Origin of the sequence: Ancylobacter mangrovi (genome assembly GCF_024752355.1) — a bacterium.
GTDB classification, from domain to species: Bacteria; Pseudomonadota; Alphaproteobacteria; order Rhizobiales; family Xanthobacteraceae; genus Ancylobacter; species Ancylobacter mangrovi.
The window spans coordinates 935572-948649 of the sequence record NZ_JANTHZ010000001.1 but is presented as its reverse complement, the minus strand read 5'-3'; the positions used below and the strand labels follow the sequence as shown (position 1 = coordinate 948649).

The window sequence follows — 13078 nt, the reverse complement described above, 5'->3', positions numbered from 1 at the left end:
GTGGCTGTAGTGGACGGCCGAAAGTTTTCATCGGTCTCGCCGACAATCGCTTCTTCCCTGTCCTTATGTCGGCATATGTAGATGTCTTTATATTCCGCTGGATCTCGTTTCGAGAGCGAATGAGCGACTAACGTTCCGTTGTTTCGTCGGCCCATATAAAACGGGCCTTCATCGCATTGAGGTGAGTGTAAGGTAGCGCGCCGTGATGCTGGAGCGCGCCGACAATAATCCCGGGATGTAGACCGAACTCGTTGGCAAGTCGTGCGACAGATACTGCAGAACGGGGACGCTCCTCAAGCAATCGATCGAGACCAACGCGCCCGAAGAGCGTGTTATTTGCCCAAGCATCAGCTTCTATCTCTACGTCATCGGCTTCACCGGCTTTGTCATCGACAAAGCTGCGCCCCCGATGCAAGACAACGTGCGCCGCTTCATGAAAAAACGTCCACCAGAAGTGGTCGTTAGTTTTCATGCGTAATGACATCTGAATGATGGCCCGATTGCCATCCAGCCACCTGGCAGAGCCAAAAAGGCAGGTCTTGGAGAGCGGCTTTTCGAGAATTAAGGCCACACCGGCGGCTCGGCAGAGTGCCCTCATGCGCGGTTCGAATTGTTCCGGTGGTTCGGTGGTGAGGGAGCGAATCTCGCTTACGGCCTGATTGAACCGACGAACATCAAACTCTGGCAACCGCATCTCGCGCGCCTTGGCCTCTCCAATGAGGAGCCATGTCGCAATATGGTCTTCCGACGTCGCATAGGCGCGAGACTGACGGTGATGAACAGCCAGGGCGCCGACTTTCGCCTCATAGGCCGAAATGCGACCGATGCCAAAGAGCTTCAGAACTTCATCGAGCAAGACGCTAGAATCAGTAGTTGCCGGCAGAAGCTTGCGCTCCTTCAGCTCCCTAATAGGGAACCGCTTCAGCCAGTCCTTGGGATCGGCAACCGCCTCCTCATTGAGACGTGCCTGATGGATGTCCCACTTCGCCTGGAGACCGGCCCAAATATACGCTCTGACGCCGAGTACTCGCTCAAGCCTCAAAGCCGTCTCGGGCGTAACAGGGTTTTTTCCCGCAATGATGGTGCTGACCAGCTTAGGCGAAAGAGCGGAGAGACGAGCAAAATCAGCCTGAGAAAGTCCCCGACTTTCCAAATGTTCTTCCAGGTGCTCGCCGGGATGGACGGCCCAATTAGGGGACCAGCCACGCTCGACGTCTGCTGCAACGGCCATCTCAATTCTCCCGCACTCACGTGCCGCGTGTTATTCTTCGTGGTAGTCCACAACCTCGATCAGATGAATCACGGTCACCTTACTCAGGTCCAGTTCGCCTGATGCCAAAGTTGGCAGCGGGTCATGATCAGGCCTGAACACCAAACGCCAATTTGCCTTCAGGGTGACGGCGTACTGACCTTTGCGACTGCCATGCTTTAACGGATGACAATGCACCGGCGTTCCCGTTGGAACGTCGCCAAGATGCAATGCCTCAGCCAACACGGCGAGCCTCAATCGCAGAGGCTTCGCTCGCTGACCGTAGGCTCTCTCCATCGTCTTGACATCTGACAGCTCCCTCCGGAGACGGGCCGACCGATACGTGAACTCCAACTGCGTCTCCGTTACCTGTCAGGTAATGCGCAGAGAATCATTACGCAACAGGTAATAAGGACGCATGCTTTGCGGATTGGCGCAACCAACCCTCAAAGCACCATCATCTCCGGCGTCCAGTCGTCGCTCTCATAGATGCTCGCTCCGCCCCCCGCTGACGCCCGCGCAACCGCCATCGCCGCGGCAACCGCCCCGTCGATCCGGTCCCGGCTCTTGCCCTTGTGGAACACGCGGTTGCCGGCGCTGTCGGTGTGGACGGCGATGTTGTCGAAGCACCAGCGCAGCACCGGGTGCCCGCCATGCGCGAGCTGCCGTCCGACAATGGCGCGCTCCAGCTCCTTGATCGCCGGTGCCATGGTCACCCAGCCCTGCCGCATCTCGACCGCAGGCAGCCCATCCTCGAGGAGGTTGTTCAGCATGTTGCGGGCGAGGTGCGGATCGAAGGCGATCTCCTGCACCGCGAAGCGGTCGCACAGATCGCGGATGGTGTCTTCGACGGTGCGGAAGTCGACCACGTTGCCGGGCGTGGGGATGATATGGCCTTCCTCGGCCCAGGACGGATAGGGCACGCCGTCCCGATCGGCACGCAGGCGCAGATTGTCTTCCGGGCAGAAGAACCAGGGATGGACGAAATAGCCGCCCGCCTCGGTGCGCCAGGCGGCGACGACGGCGGTGAGGTCGTGATTGGAGGAGAGGTCGACGCCAAGCCAGCAGGGCTCGCCCTGTAGCGCCTCGAGGTCGACCGGATCGGCGCCGGCGTCGTAGACGTCCATGTCGACGAAGGGATCGGCCGAGTGGTCGAGCCAGATATTGAGGTTGAGCTGGCGGAAGGCCTCGCGGTCGCCGATCCGGCGCTGTCCCTCGCGGGCGAGCTGGCGAAGGCCCTCTAGGTCGGGATAGCCATGCTGGAGGCCCGGGTTCACCCGGTGCCAGACAGCCTCGTCCGTCCAGTCGCAGTCGCGCTCGGCCTCGAACAGGATCGGCAGTATCGAGGGGTCATCCACCTCGCCGCGCGCCACGCGACGGGCATCCTCGACGATATCCCACGCGATGTTCTCCTGCCCCCGGCCGGCCGTGGTGGCGACGACGAGGAGCGAGCCCCGGGTCTTCACGAGAGCCGAGCGCAGGACATCCCATAGGTCGCGCTTGGGCCAGGCGTGCAGCTCGTCCGCCAGCACAAAGCCCGGCGTCTGGCCGTGCTGCCCGCCGGCGTCGCTGGACAGGGCGCGGTACCGCGTACGATCCCGCCGCAATGTCAGGCGGTGTTTGTGGTCGACGATGTCGATAGCTCCCGCCGCGCTGGGGAGGCTTTGCACAATGCCAACGGCTTCGTCGAAAGCGATACGCGCCTGATAGCGGTCGGCGGCGGCGGAGACGACCTCACCACCGGGCACCCGCTCCGGGCCGATCGTGTGCAGCAGGGCGAGCGCCGCCGCGAGCGAGGTCTTACGGTTGCCGCGCGGCAGCAGCAGGATCACGGTCTTGACGATCCGGGTGCCGTCCTCGTGGCGGGGCCCATAGATCGCCCGCACGATCCGCTCCTGCCACGGGTCGAGCTGGAACGGCCGGCCGGGCAAGGTGGATTTCGGATGACGCAGCATGCGCAGCCAGCGCACCGCGCGCTCACCACGCCCCAACGGATCGGCGATTTCGCTGCCGTCGAAGATCCAGCCGGGATAGGTCGAGCGCGCCATCAGCCGAAGTCCATGTCGAACAGGCCCGGCCCGTGGTCGCCCCCGCCCTCCGAGCGCACGGACGGGCGCGAGCGGCTGACCGGGGTCAGGCCCAGCTCGCCGGCGAGGAGGCGCGCCTGCGTCATCGCATCCGAGCTGATCGCGACCGCCGGGTGCTTCTTCGGCCCGGTCTTGGTCGTGACGATCATGCCGTCGCGGGCGATGATGCGCTCGGCCTCGGCCGCCCTCCCCACGGCGACGCAGTAGTTCGCGAGGCTGGCGATGTCGGTCACGGTGAGGGTGCGGCGCTCCTCGATCAGGATCGGCGCCACCCGGTTCCATTCGTCGCGGGCATCGCTCGACAGCCATTCGGGCGGGTCGAGCGGCTCGCGCACGGGCGAGGAGCCGGAGACGATGGCGAAGGGCTTGGCGCCGCGCATGGGGATCAGAACTCCCATTTCCGGTAGGGTCCGATGAGGTCGTGGAAGCCGAAGGGCACCTCCGTCACCTCGCCCTGTCCGGCATAGGTCGCTTCCCGGTTCTCATAGAGATGCCCGGCGAGCAGCTTCATCGCCTCGATCAGATCCGCCGGCACGCCGTCCGCGAAGTCCTCGAGCGGCCCGCACCAGGCCTCGACATGACGGCGCGCCGCCTCCAGCTTTCCGCCGAGCAGCGTGTCGTCATCATCAAAGTCGATCCGCAGATCGGCCTTGAGGTCGGCAAGCGGGAGGATGTCGCTTGTGTTCATGAGCGCTTCTCCTGCGCCTGCTTGGCCCGGCTGTGGCAGCTGGTGCAGAGCGGCTGCCAGTTGGAGCGCGACCAGAACAGCTTGCGGTCGCCGCGATGGGGAATGACGTGATCGACCACCTTGGACGGGGCGCCGCAGCGCCGGCAGGTCGGGTGCGCGGCGAGATAGGCGGCGCGCTCCTTGTCCCATTTGCCGTCATAGCCGCGCTCGCGGGCGGTCGGGCGGTTCGCCTCCGCCCGGGCCTTGCGCTCGGCCGCGCGCCGGCCCTCGCAGGCGCATTGCCTGCCCGAGGCGACCTTGTAGCCGCATCCGCAAATGCGAGGAGCCCGAACAGGCATGTCACGTCCTTTCAGAAAAGCGGGAGGCGGTCGCTCGCCCGCCTCCCATGAGCCCTTTGCCGCGCAGGAGAGCACGGCCGGTGCTCGCGACCTTCCCCGCCTTGCCTCCCAAGAAATCCCGCGCGAGCTGGGATGGGCGCCGGAGAGGCGGGGTTCCCGTTGTTGGACAGGCCGCTACGTGCCCGCAATGAGTGGCGCCCCTAGGGGGATCAGCTCACCGGCCGCTCGCGGGCGTGGCCCTTGATGGCCACGGCGCCGAGCGCGATGGAGGTGCCGCCGGCCTTGGTCACGGCGAGGCGGGCGAAGGGCTTGAAGCCGATATAGCCGAGCTTGTAGCTCGACGCCTCCGCCAGCGTCGCCGGCACGCTGCCGAGCACGGCGGAGGCGTCGGCATCGGTGAAGGCGAGGCCGTCCTCGCTCTCCTGCACCTTCACGCCGAAGTCGCCATCCTCGACGATGGCGCCGGTATTGATGGCGAAGGCGAGGCTGTCGAAGCCCTTGAGCGGGATGGCGAGGCCATCGGCGGCCGCCGCCTGCACCGCTGGCGCCAGGGCGAGGACGACGCCGATATTCGAGACCAGATCACGCATGTGATGTTCCTCGTATTGCTGGAAGGGGAGCGGCGGCGTCAGGCCGTCGCCATCTTGAGCTTGGCAAGCGCCCGCGCCTGCACCACGGCGCCGCCGGTGCGGCGCGTCGCGTGGATGCGCGTCATGCCGTTGGTGGCGAGCAGGTACGGATTGACGAGGATGGACAGCGCCAGCCGGTCGACGATGCGGTAGCCGGTGGCGAAGTCGCCGAACGGGATCGGATAGGCGTTCGCCTCCGCGTCCGGCATGTCGACCGCCTCCACCACCGGACGGCCGAGGATCATCTCCGGCTGGCCGGCCTGATAGGAGGGCTGCCACAGATAGTTGCCCTGGCCGTCCTTCAGCGTGCGCAGCGTCGCCAGCGTGCCGCCATTCATCAGCCAGGAGCCGCGGGCGCGGTAGGCGGCCGGCAGCGAGTACATGAGCGCGATCAGCTGATCGGCCGAGAGCTGCGTCGCGTGGCCGTTCAGCGTCTCGCCGATGCCGGTGGCGGTGAGCAGGCCCTCGGGCTCCAGCACGCCATTGCCGGCGACGAAGGCGAGCCCCTCTTTCTGGCCGAAGTCCTCGGCCAGCGCCAGCCGCACCTCGGCCTCGGCGGTGCCGCCGGAATCGGCGAGGAGCTGGTTGGAGGCGTCGACGAAGGTGTTCACCTCGCGGATCGGGATCTCGACCTGGCCGAAGCTGGGCTCGCTGCCCTCCTGCGCCTGCGTCTCGCCCTTCCACTTGGCATTGGTGATGCCGGTGCGCTTGGGATAGCTCACCGCCGGCGCCGTGGTGGTGCGCACCGTGGCGAGGGTGCGGATCGGCGAGAACTCGGTCAGGTCGCGGATGAACTCACCCGACATCTCGGTCGGCGCCAGATAGCCGCCCTGCGTGTCGCTGGAGACGGTGAGCGCCTTCAGCTCGGCCTCGGGCGCCTGATTGCCGTGGCGCAGATAGGCGGCGAAGGCCTTCTGCTCGATCGAGGGCTCGCCCTTGGTGTCGGTGCCGGCCGGACGGTTCATCTTCGCCTCGAGCTTGTCGAGCCGCTCGGTGAGCTTGGAGGCGCCCGGATCGTCCTTCTTCTCGTCCGGCTTGCCGCCCTTGGTCTCCAGCGCCGTGAGACGCTCGCCGAGCGCCTTCTGGCCCTCGGTCACGGTCTTGGTCAGGTCGGCGAGGGCCGTCTCGACGGCGGCGTTCGGGTCGTCATTGTCGCCCTTCAGCTCCAGGGCGGTCGGCATGTAGTGCTTCATGGTCAGGTTTCCTTGATGGCCGCGACGGCCTGGTTGAGGGCCGCCGCGAGCCGCAGCGCGGAGACGGCGGATTTGGCGCTCGTCACGCGGGCGCCGGGATGCATGGGGAGCGTCACGAGGGAGACCTCGAACAGCTCCAGCGACTTGATGGTGCGCCCGCCGCCGGCCCGGGCCTTCGCGTTGCGGCTGGCGAAGCCGATGGAGAGGCCGCGCACGGCACCGGCCCGCACCAGCGCGCGGACCTCGCGGGCGCGCGGCAGGTCATCGACCAGCAGCCGCCCGGTGAGGTGCAGGCCGTCCGCCTTCTCGGTGGCGCTGTCCCATGTGCCGATGGGGTCGTTCTGGTCGTGCCCGAAGAGCATCGGCAGCGGCAGCCTGGCCGACTTGAAGGCGCCCGGCTCGATCACGTCGCCGACGCGGTCCGGCACGCCGAACTTCCACGCCAGGCCGGAGATAGCGCCGGCGTCATCGGCGAGGATCTTGGTTTCGATGAAGGCGCGTTCCATCAGGCGGCATCCTCCGCATGGGAGCCGCCGCCGGGCTGGCTCGAGCCGGTATTGGGATTGGCGTATTCCTCGCCGCCCGCGCGCGGGGGCAGGTCGAGCCAGTCGCGGCCCTCATTGGGGTTCAGCACCCGCGAGGCGATCAGCGACGAGATGGCCGTGGCACGCTCGGTGAGGCTGGCGCGGGTGAGGTCGTCGCGGTCGAACACCACGCGATACTCGGCGCGCTCCTCCGGGGCGAACAGCGCCCGGCGCAGCGCGCCCTCGAACGCCCGCAGCCACGGCTCCAGCGAGTAGGTCAGGAACTCCTTGCCCATCTGCTCGGAGTTGGACCAGGTCGCGCGGTCGAGCTCGTAGAGCATGGAGGGCGGCACCCGGAAGGCGCGGGCGATCTCGACGATCTGGAAGGTGCGCAGCTCGAGGAACTGGGCATCGGTCGAGGCCAGCGTGAGCTGCGAATACTCGGCGCCGCCCTCGACAATCGCGGTGCCGCCGGATTTGCCCCCGCCATGGGCGAGCTGCCAGGCCTCGCGGATGCGCTTGAGCGCCTCCGGCGTGGTGCGCTCCTTCAGCGACAGCACACCCGAGGGGCGGGCGCCGTCCTTGAACAGCCGCCCGGCATGGCTCTCCATCACCTTCGCCGTGCCGATCGCGTCCGCCGCCAGCGACAGCGGGCAGCGGGAGAACGGGGCACGAAGGTGCACCACGTCATCGGCCGGGACCGGGACATTGTTGATGCGGTAGCTCGGCTCGAGCCGGCCATCGCCGGAATAGTCGACGGTGAAGTTCGCGGGCTCGTAGCGCACCAGCTCGACCAGGCGCCCGTCCACCTTGTTCGCCAGCGCCAGCGCGCCCTTGTCGCTCACCTGCGCGGCGGCGACCATGTCGCGCAGGAAGCCGAACCAGTCGGACCAGTCGTTGGGCTGCTCGGCCAGGCGCTTCGCCACCGGGTGCTCGTTTGCCTCGACGTCCGCGCCGTTGAGGCGGCGCATGACCTTCAGGTCGAGGCACGCCGTCGCCTCGGCGATGAGGCGGATCGCCGACTGCACCGCCGGCACGCTCAGGGCCTGCGCCGTGCCGACCGCCAGCCCGGAGGGCGCCGCGCCGAACAGCTCCATGAGCTGCGCATCAGGCGCCGCGAGGCTCTTGCCCTCCATCCCCAGCCAGCTTTTCACCGTCGCGAACACCGTCCGAAAACTCCCAATCCCGATTAACCCACTGATCAAAAAGCCTGTTTCGCCTCACTCTCGCGCGAACCTACCCCCGCCGGTCCCTTCGGCCGGGCAAAAGTCGGCGACCACCCCCGGGGGCTGGTGCCGCGAGGTGCTCAGGTCGACTGCATGGTGAAGTGCTGGCTCATCGATGATTTTATGCGCCGCCGCTCGCGCCAGCTCCAGACGGCCACTAGCGCCAACTTCTGCCAATTGACGCCACGGCTGCACCCCTCTCTTCCCGCAGGCCAGCGACAGCACTGCCGGGATCACGGCTCGAAGGGGAAGAAGACCCTTTGATGGGGTCTGTTCTTCTCCCTGTGTTCTTCGTGGGGTTCACCATTTTGGGTGAGTGCGTCGACGTTTTGGACCCTATCGGCCTGTGCGCCGCAGGACCGCGCTTGAGCCACGCCAGCCACTCAGCCGAGACGATCACCACGATGTTGGTCAGGTTCTTCCTGCCGCGCTGGGGGCGCCCGGTGACCTTGATCAGGCCGAGCCTGCGGGCCTCATGCACCGCGTTCTGCACCGTGGTGCGGCCACAGCCGGCCAGAGCGGCGATCCTGTCGATCGGCAGGTCGCACTGCCCATGGTGCTTCACCTCCCCGGCGATGATCGTCAGGGCGGCGCGCTGGCCCTCGGTGAAGGCCCGGCGGATGGCGGCCGGCATGTTGCCCGCGCCGCCGAGGTCACGCCGACGATCACGCGCCGCCTGCCGATCGGGAGAGCACGGACGCCGGCGCGGCTTGAACCGGCTCAGCAGCCGGGCGCTCGGCAACGGCGTGCCGACCGCAGACGCGCGCTTGCCACGCTGCTCCTGCGCCAGATCGGCCAGCGACTGCGCCTCGTCATCGGAGAGCCGACCCTCGCCATGAGACTGCCAGACGAGCCGCATGACATCGTCGACCGCGCGCATATCCTTCGCGAGGTTCAGCGACCGCTGAAACCTGCTGCAAGCCGGGGAGGGGGCGCTCATTTGCTGTCCCCGGTGCTGAGGCTGGCCGCGGCCGCCTTCAGCGTACGAAAGCGACCAACGACGGAGCCCGCCAGGTCAATCGCTTCGTATTCGCCCCGGCCGATCTCCCGAACGCTACCGATGCGCGAGAGCCCGTCATAAGCGGCGCAGTTGAGGAGCGGCCGATCGAGGGTAGAAGACGCGCCACGCGCCTTAGATTTGATGTTCTTCCGCCGGGTTTCCATGCTATCCACTCCGGGATAGCGATGGGGAACGTAGGAACTATTGGCTCAACGGCGGCTGTGGGCTTCCCAAGCTGCATACGAGGGTTCGATTCCCTTCGCCCGCTCCAGCTTTCCAAGATTGTACGTCTGCCGTGCCGCCGCGGGACTCTGCGTGGTGGCGGCTTCATTCCGTCGTCGGTGTACAGGTGCCTGCCGTCCCGACCACTCCCGTTCGGTCCGTCCGTCCGTTCGGACCTTTCGCGTTCTCCAGACCGCTCCCTCGGCGCCACTCGGGCCCTGCCGCCGCTACCTAATCCTTCTTCGCCGATCCTTCGCCGGAGGGCTCCTCCTCCTCGGACAGGCCCTCCAGGCGGCGTTCCAGCGGGTGGAGGACGGCCAGGAGCAGCAGCGTGATGAGCAGCGCACCGACGATGAGGTGCCAGCTCGCGAGCGCGCAGGCGACGCCGAGTGCGGCGGTCACCCACACCGTCGCCGCCGTGGTGAGGCCGTGCACCTCGAGCTGGCGGCGGTTGCGCAGCACCACGCCGGCGCCGAGGAAGCCGATGCCCGTCATCACCCCCTGGATGATGCCCTGCACCACGCGGCTGGTGGCGTCGGGATGGCCGGCGATGCCGTCGACGCGCATCGCGGTGAGCGAGATCAGCGCCGCGCCCATGCACACCAGCCCCAGCGTGCGCATGCCGGTCGGCTTGCCGCGCAGGTCGCGATTGACGCCGATCATCATGCCGCAGGCCGCCGCCACGAGCAGGCGCAGCAGATGCTCGATGTCGCGCGGGGTAATGATGTCCACCTTGAATTCCTTGCTGCCTGTCGTCCTATCCTGCCCGTTCGCGGCGCGCGCGTCTGCCGGCTTTCGCCGGGCTCATGCGCCCTCCGGCAGTGCGGCCGCGGCTTTGTGGAAGCCGGCCCAGGGGTCGCGCGCGGGAGCCACCGAGATGGCGTCGAGCCGGGCGGGAGCGTTGGCGAGGGTGAACTGCGCCGCGCCGTCGAGCGCGTCGAGCTCGTCCCACGCCACCGGCATGGCGACCGGCGCGCCCGGGCGGGCGCGGGTGCCATAGGCGACGATGGCGGTGGCGCCGCGCGCATTGCGCAGATAGTCGACGAAGATGTGCCCGCCGCGCCGGGCCTTGGCGGCGGCGGCGATGTAGAGGCCGGGGCTGTCGGCCTCCATCGCCTCGGCGACGGCGTGCGCGAAACGTTTTGCCGCTTCCCAACCCACGCCGGCGGCGAGCGGGACAACGATGTGGAAACCCTTGCCGCCGGAGGTCTTCACGAAGGCCGACAGGCCGGCCTGCTCCAGCCGCGCGCGGACCTCGCGGGCGCCCTCGACCACCGCCGGCCAGGCGACGTCCTCGCCCGGGTCGAGGTCGAACACCAGCATGTCAGGATGCTCGCGGTCGGCGAGCGGCGCGCCCCAGGGATGGATCTCCAGCGCGCCGGCCTGCACCAGCGCCATCAGCCCGTCGACATCGTCGATCGAGAGGATCTCCTCGCCGTCCCGGTCCTTCGTCACCCGCACGGCCCGATGCATGCCGGCCCAGGCGTGCTTCTGGAAGAAACGCGGTCCCTCTATGCCGTCCGGGCAGCGCACCAGCGCCAGCGGGCGGGCGAGGAGGAAGGGGGCGATGAAGGGCCAGACGCGGGCGTAATAGTCCGCGAGGTCCTGCTTGGTGATGCCCTCGCGCGGCCAGTAGACACGGTCGGGATGGGAGAGCGCGACCGTACTCGCGGACGCGAGGCTGGGCCGCGCAGTTTGAGGCGGCTGGGGGCGATGTTCGGCCATGGTCGACCTTCCGGGCCGGGCGGCTGCATCGGGCCGGTGCGCGGGACGCGCCGAGCGGGCAGCATGGCGCGGATCGGCCGGGCGCGTCCAGTGGCGAGCGGGGGGAGCGGCCGTGGTCGTCGTGGCCCTGTCAGCGGGTCCTGGGCGGGAGCGGATCGGAGGTGTCGTCCTCGACCTCGGCCTCGGGCCGGTCGGTGCCCTGCGCGGTCTCCTCGTGCCAGCGGCCGGCGCTGTCCTGGTAGAGGATCGGGCGGGTCTCGCCCGAGAGCGACTGGCGGGCCGCCGCCTCGCGCGCGGCGTCGAGCGCGCCCTGATGGGTGGGGTGCGTCTCGGAGAAGACGTCGCCGAGCTTGTAGGCCCAGCCGCCATTATGCTGGACGATCTCGTAGCGGATATGGGTCATCTCGGTCCTCCTGTGCCCAGAACGCCCGGCCGCGCGGGGCGGTTCCGGCCGGGGACGCGCGCGTGCCAAACGCCGCGTGAGCCGTCCCGGCTGAAAGGGTGCATGGGCGCGGGACGATCTCAAGCGAGCGCACGCATTCGTGTGCGCGGGGCATGCTGGCAGGCGCGCGGCCGGCGGGCTTTTCGGCCCGCACGGCGTCGTGTCGCGTGGGGCCTGGGAGGCGGGAAGCCCAGTGGCGCGGGGTCAGCCGCGGGTGAGCTTGGCGACCAGCGCGTCGACGGCCATCTCGTAGCCTTCCGGGCCGAGACCGATGATGCAGCCCGTGACCACGCTCGACAGCGGCGAGTGGTGGCGGAAGCCCTCGCGCTTGAACACGTTGCTCACATGCACCTGCACCGCCGGCAGGGCGACGGCGGACAGCGCGTCGAGGATGCCGATCGAGTGGTAGGACAGGCTGCCGGCATTGATGACGAGCCCGTCGGCCTCGGTGCGCGCGGCCTGGATCCAGTCGATCAGCGCGCCCTCATGGTTGGACTGGCGGAAGTCGAGGCTGGCGCCGAGACTTTCCGCCCGGGCGCGGCAGCGCTCCGCGATGTCCTCGATGGTGAGGTTGCCATAGGGCCCGTTGGGGTCGAGGCCGTAGAGATTGGTGTTGGGCCCGTTGAGGACGAGAATGCGGACGCTCATGCGCGAGGGGTTCCGGTACTGGCGGGATCAGGCGACGTGTTCGCGCGGGCGCGTGGCGGCCATGGAGGGACGCTCGTCGAAGGCGGCGAACCATGCGGCGGCGGCCGGGCGGCCCTGCCGCCAGTCGAGATCGGCATAGCGGAAGTCGAGATAGCCGAGCGCGCAGCCGATCGCGATCGCCCCGATGGTGGGCGGCGCGTCCAGATCGGCGGAGAGGGCGGGCGCAAGCTTCTCGATCTCCTCGAGCGCGCCCGCGACCTTGGCGAGCTGGGCGTCGGTCCAGCCCTGCCAGCGCTTGTCCTCCGGGCGCAGCAGCCGCTCGTAGCGATTGGCGATGGCGGCGTCGAGCAGCCCGTCTGCGAGCGCCTGCCGGGTCAGCGCGGCCCAGCGCGCCGGGCCGGCGGGCGGGAAGATCGTCGCATCGCCGGCGGCGGCGGCGAGATATTCGCAGATCACCGGGCTGTCGTAGAGCGTCGAGCCGTCGTCGAGGATCAGCGCCGGGATCTTTCCCAGAGGGTTGTGGCCGACCAGCGCCGGATCGCGCTGCAGCGGGCTCGCGCCGTTGAAGGCGATCTCGATCCGGCCGGCGAGGCCGGTCTCGTGCGCGACGGCCATCACCTTGCGCACGAAGGGGGAGGTGGGGGCGTGGATCAGCTTCATGGCGTCTGGTCCTGTGCGCCGATGGCCCTGAGCCCCGCCCGGGCGACCTCGACATCCTGCTCGCCGGTGCCCGAGCCGACGCCGATGCCGCCGAGGCACTGGCCGTCGACGATGATCGGCAGGCCGCCGACGAGGTTGGTGAGGCGCTGGCCGGCGGCGTGCTGGAGGTTGGGCGCGTCGACCGGGTTGAGGCGCCCGCTCGGCTGGCGGTGCGAGGCGGCGGTGATCGCCTTGGAGAGCGAGGTCTCGCGCGAGAGCAGCCGGGCGCCGTCCATCCGCACGAAGGCGACGAGGTTGCCGCCCTCGTCGACGATGTTGATGTTCTGCGGCACGCCGAGCTCGTTCGCCTTGGCGAGCGCGGCGGCGAGCATCGTCAGCGCGCCTTCGTGGGTCAGCTTGAGGGCGGGGCGGGTCGGGGCCGCCGCGGGCATTTCGGGCATCGTCACC

The 13078-nt window shown here is 68.4% G+C and carries 18 protein-coding genes; all 18 read right to left on the bottom strand.

Features of this window, described 5'->3' with window-relative positions; all coding sequences use genetic code 11:
* Nucleotides 1-127: 127 nt before the first annotated feature.
* The 18 genes from NVS89_RS04470 to NVS89_RS04385 all read right to left on the bottom strand — a co-directional run bounded on the left by NVS89_RS04470 (nucleotide 128) and on the right by NVS89_RS04385 (nucleotide 13071).
* Nucleotides 128-1231 (bottom strand): HigA family addiction module antitoxin, encoded by a 1104-nt coding sequence (locus tag NVS89_RS04470; RefSeq protein ID WP_258731285.1) that lies wholly within the window; start codon nucleotides 1229-1231, stop codon nucleotides 128-130.
* A 30-nt stretch (nucleotides 1232-1261) separates the two neighbouring features.
* The gene (locus NVS89_RS04465; RefSeq protein ID WP_258731284.1) at nucleotides 1262-1495 is read right to left on the bottom strand and encodes a hypothetical protein; all 234 of its coding nucleotides are present in this window, start codon (nucleotides 1493-1495) and stop codon (nucleotides 1262-1264) included.
* Between the two features lie 200 nt (nucleotides 1496-1695).
* A complete protein-coding gene (locus NVS89_RS04460; RefSeq protein ID WP_258731283.1) occupies nucleotides 1696-3297 on the bottom strand; it encodes a terminase large subunit in 1602 nt (533 codons plus the stop codon).
* Nucleotides 3297-3734, bottom strand: coding sequence for a phage terminase small subunit P27 family (locus NVS89_RS04455; protein ID WP_258731281.1), 438 nt, complete (start codon nucleotides 3732-3734; stop codon nucleotides 3297-3299). Before NVS89_RS04455 ends, NVS89_RS04460 begins: the two co-directional genes overlap by 1 nt.
* Entirely contained in the window at nucleotides 3722-4024 is a 303-nt protein-coding gene (locus NVS89_RS04450) for a head-tail connector protein (RefSeq protein ID WP_258731280.1), read from the bottom strand. The genes NVS89_RS04455 and NVS89_RS04450 overlap by 13 nt, the downstream gene beginning before the upstream one ends.
* Complete coding sequence (locus tag NVS89_RS04445; protein ID WP_258731279.1) at nucleotides 4021-4362, bottom strand: HNH endonuclease; 342 nt, start codon at nucleotides 4360-4362, stop codon at nucleotides 4021-4023. Before NVS89_RS04445 ends, NVS89_RS04450 begins: the two co-directional genes overlap by 4 nt.
* A gap of 209 nt (nucleotides 4363-4571) precedes the next feature.
* Nucleotides 4572-4952 carry a hypothetical protein gene (locus tag NVS89_RS04440; protein WP_258731278.1) on the bottom strand — a complete coding sequence of 127 codons (381 nt, stop codon included), beginning with the start codon at nucleotides 4950-4952 and terminating at the stop codon, nucleotides 4572-4574.
* Between the two features lie 38 nt (nucleotides 4953-4990).
* The gene (locus tag NVS89_RS04435) at nucleotides 4991-6184 is read right to left on the bottom strand and encodes a phage major capsid protein (protein ID WP_258731277.1); all 1194 of its coding nucleotides are present in this window, start codon (nucleotides 6182-6184) and stop codon (nucleotides 4991-4993) included.
* 2 nt (nucleotides 6185-6186) lie between these two features.
* On the bottom strand, nucleotides 6187-6690 hold the full coding sequence (locus tag NVS89_RS04430; RefSeq protein ID WP_258731276.1) for an HK97 family phage prohead protease: 504 nt from the start codon (nucleotides 6688-6690) through the stop codon (nucleotides 6187-6189).
* Nucleotides 6690-7874 carry a phage portal protein gene (locus tag NVS89_RS04425; protein ID WP_258731275.1) on the bottom strand — a complete coding sequence of 395 codons (1185 nt, stop codon included), beginning with the start codon at nucleotides 7872-7874 and terminating at the stop codon, nucleotides 6690-6692. Before NVS89_RS04425 ends, NVS89_RS04430 begins: the two co-directional genes overlap by 1 nt.
* A gap of 217 nt (nucleotides 7875-8091) precedes the next feature.
* Nucleotides 8092-8874, bottom strand: coding sequence for a helix-turn-helix domain-containing protein (locus NVS89_RS04420; RefSeq protein ID WP_258731274.1), 783 nt, complete (start codon nucleotides 8872-8874; stop codon nucleotides 8092-8094).
* The gene (locus NVS89_RS04415) at nucleotides 8871-9098 is read right to left on the bottom strand and encodes a hypothetical protein (RefSeq protein WP_258731273.1); all 228 of its coding nucleotides are present in this window, start codon (nucleotides 9096-9098) and stop codon (nucleotides 8871-8873) included. The genes NVS89_RS04420 and NVS89_RS04415 overlap by 4 nt, the downstream gene beginning before the upstream one ends.
* Before the next feature lie 289 nt (nucleotides 9099-9387).
* Entirely contained in the window at nucleotides 9388-9888 is a 501-nt protein-coding gene (locus NVS89_RS04410) for an MgtC/SapB family protein (protein ID WP_258731272.1), read from the bottom strand.
* A gap of 72 nt (nucleotides 9889-9960) precedes the next feature.
* On the bottom strand, nucleotides 9961-10881 hold the full coding sequence (gene ligD, locus NVS89_RS04405) for a non-homologous end-joining DNA ligase (RefSeq protein WP_258731270.1): 921 nt from the start codon (nucleotides 10879-10881) through the stop codon (nucleotides 9961-9963).
* A gap of 130 nt (nucleotides 10882-11011) precedes the next feature.
* Nucleotides 11012-11284 carry a DUF2188 domain-containing protein gene (locus NVS89_RS04400; protein ID WP_258731269.1) on the bottom strand — a complete coding sequence of 91 codons (273 nt, stop codon included), beginning with the start codon at nucleotides 11282-11284 and terminating at the stop codon, nucleotides 11012-11014.
* Nucleotides 11285-11527: 243 nt separating this feature from the next.
* Nucleotides 11528-11971 carry a type II 3-dehydroquinate dehydratase gene (locus NVS89_RS04395; protein ID WP_258731268.1) on the bottom strand — a complete coding sequence of 148 codons (444 nt, stop codon included), beginning with the start codon at nucleotides 11969-11971 and terminating at the stop codon, nucleotides 11528-11530.
* A gap of 27 nt (nucleotides 11972-11998) precedes the next feature.
* Nucleotides 11999-12631 carry a glutathione S-transferase gene (locus NVS89_RS04390; RefSeq protein ID WP_258731267.1) on the bottom strand — a complete coding sequence of 211 codons (633 nt, stop codon included), beginning with the start codon at nucleotides 12629-12631 and terminating at the stop codon, nucleotides 11999-12001.
* Nucleotides 12628-13071, bottom strand: a complete 444-nt coding sequence (locus tag NVS89_RS04385; RefSeq protein ID WP_374114515.1) for a GlcG/HbpS family heme-binding protein — start codon at nucleotides 13069-13071, stop codon at nucleotides 12628-12630. Before NVS89_RS04385 ends, NVS89_RS04390 begins: the two co-directional genes overlap by 4 nt.
* Nucleotides 13072-13078 lie beyond the last annotated feature (7 nt).

Excerpts from the sequence above, each read along its gene's own strand:
- NVS89_RS04395 (WP_258731268.1), bottom strand. The coding sequence starts at position 11,971 with ATGAGCGTCCGCATTCTCGTCCTCAACGGGCCCAACACCAATCTCTAC.
- NVS89_RS04445 (WP_258731279.1), bottom strand. The coding sequence starts at position 4,362 with ATGCCTGTTCGGGCTCCTCGCATTTGCGGATGCGGCTACAAGGTCGCC.
- NVS89_RS04415 (WP_258731273.1), bottom strand. The coding sequence starts at position 9,098 with ATGGAAACCCGGCGGAAGAACATCAAATCTAAGGCGCGTGGCGCGTCT.
- NVS89_RS04390 (WP_258731267.1), bottom strand. The coding sequence starts at position 12,631 with ATGAAGCTGATCCACGCCCCCACCTCCCCCTTCGTGCGCAAGGTGATG.
- NVS89_RS04435 (WP_258731277.1), bottom strand. The coding sequence starts at position 6,184 with ATGAAGCACTACATGCCGACCGCCCTGGAGCTGAAGGGCGACAATGAC.
- ligD (WP_258731270.1), bottom strand. The coding sequence starts at position 10,881 with ATGGCCGAACATCGCCCCCAGCCGCCTCAAACTGCGCGGCCCAGCCTC.
- NVS89_RS04440 (WP_258731278.1), bottom strand. The coding sequence starts at position 4,952 with ATGCGTGATCTGGTCTCGAATATCGGCGTCGTCCTCGCCCTGGCGCCA.
- NVS89_RS04455 (WP_258731281.1), bottom strand. The coding sequence starts at position 3,734 with ATGGGAGTTCTGATCCCCATGCGCGGCGCCAAGCCCTTCGCCATCGTC.
- NVS89_RS04460 (WP_258731283.1), bottom strand. The coding sequence starts at position 3,297 with ATGGCGCGCTCGACCTATCCCGGCTGGATCTTCGACGGCAGCGAAATC.
- NVS89_RS04400 (WP_258731269.1), bottom strand. The coding sequence starts at position 11,284 with ATGACCCATATCCGCTACGAGATCGTCCAGCATAATGGCGGCTGGGCC.
- NVS89_RS04420 (WP_258731274.1), bottom strand. The coding sequence starts at position 8,874 with ATGAGCGCCCCCTCCCCGGCTTGCAGCAGGTTTCAGCGGTCGCTGAAC.
- NVS89_RS04450 (WP_258731280.1), bottom strand. The coding sequence starts at position 4,024 with ATGAACACAAGCGACATCCTCCCGCTTGCCGACCTCAAGGCCGATCTG.
- NVS89_RS04470 (WP_258731285.1), bottom strand. The coding sequence starts at position 1,231 with ATGGCCGTTGCAGCAGACGTCGAGCGTGGCTGGTCCCCTAATTGGGCC.
- NVS89_RS04385 (WP_374114515.1), bottom strand. The coding sequence starts at position 13,071 with ATGCCCGAAATGCCCGCGGCGGCCCCGACCCGCCCCGCCCTCAAGCTG.
- NVS89_RS04430 (WP_258731276.1), bottom strand. The coding sequence starts at position 6,690 with ATGGAACGCGCCTTCATCGAAACCAAGATCCTCGCCGATGACGCCGGC.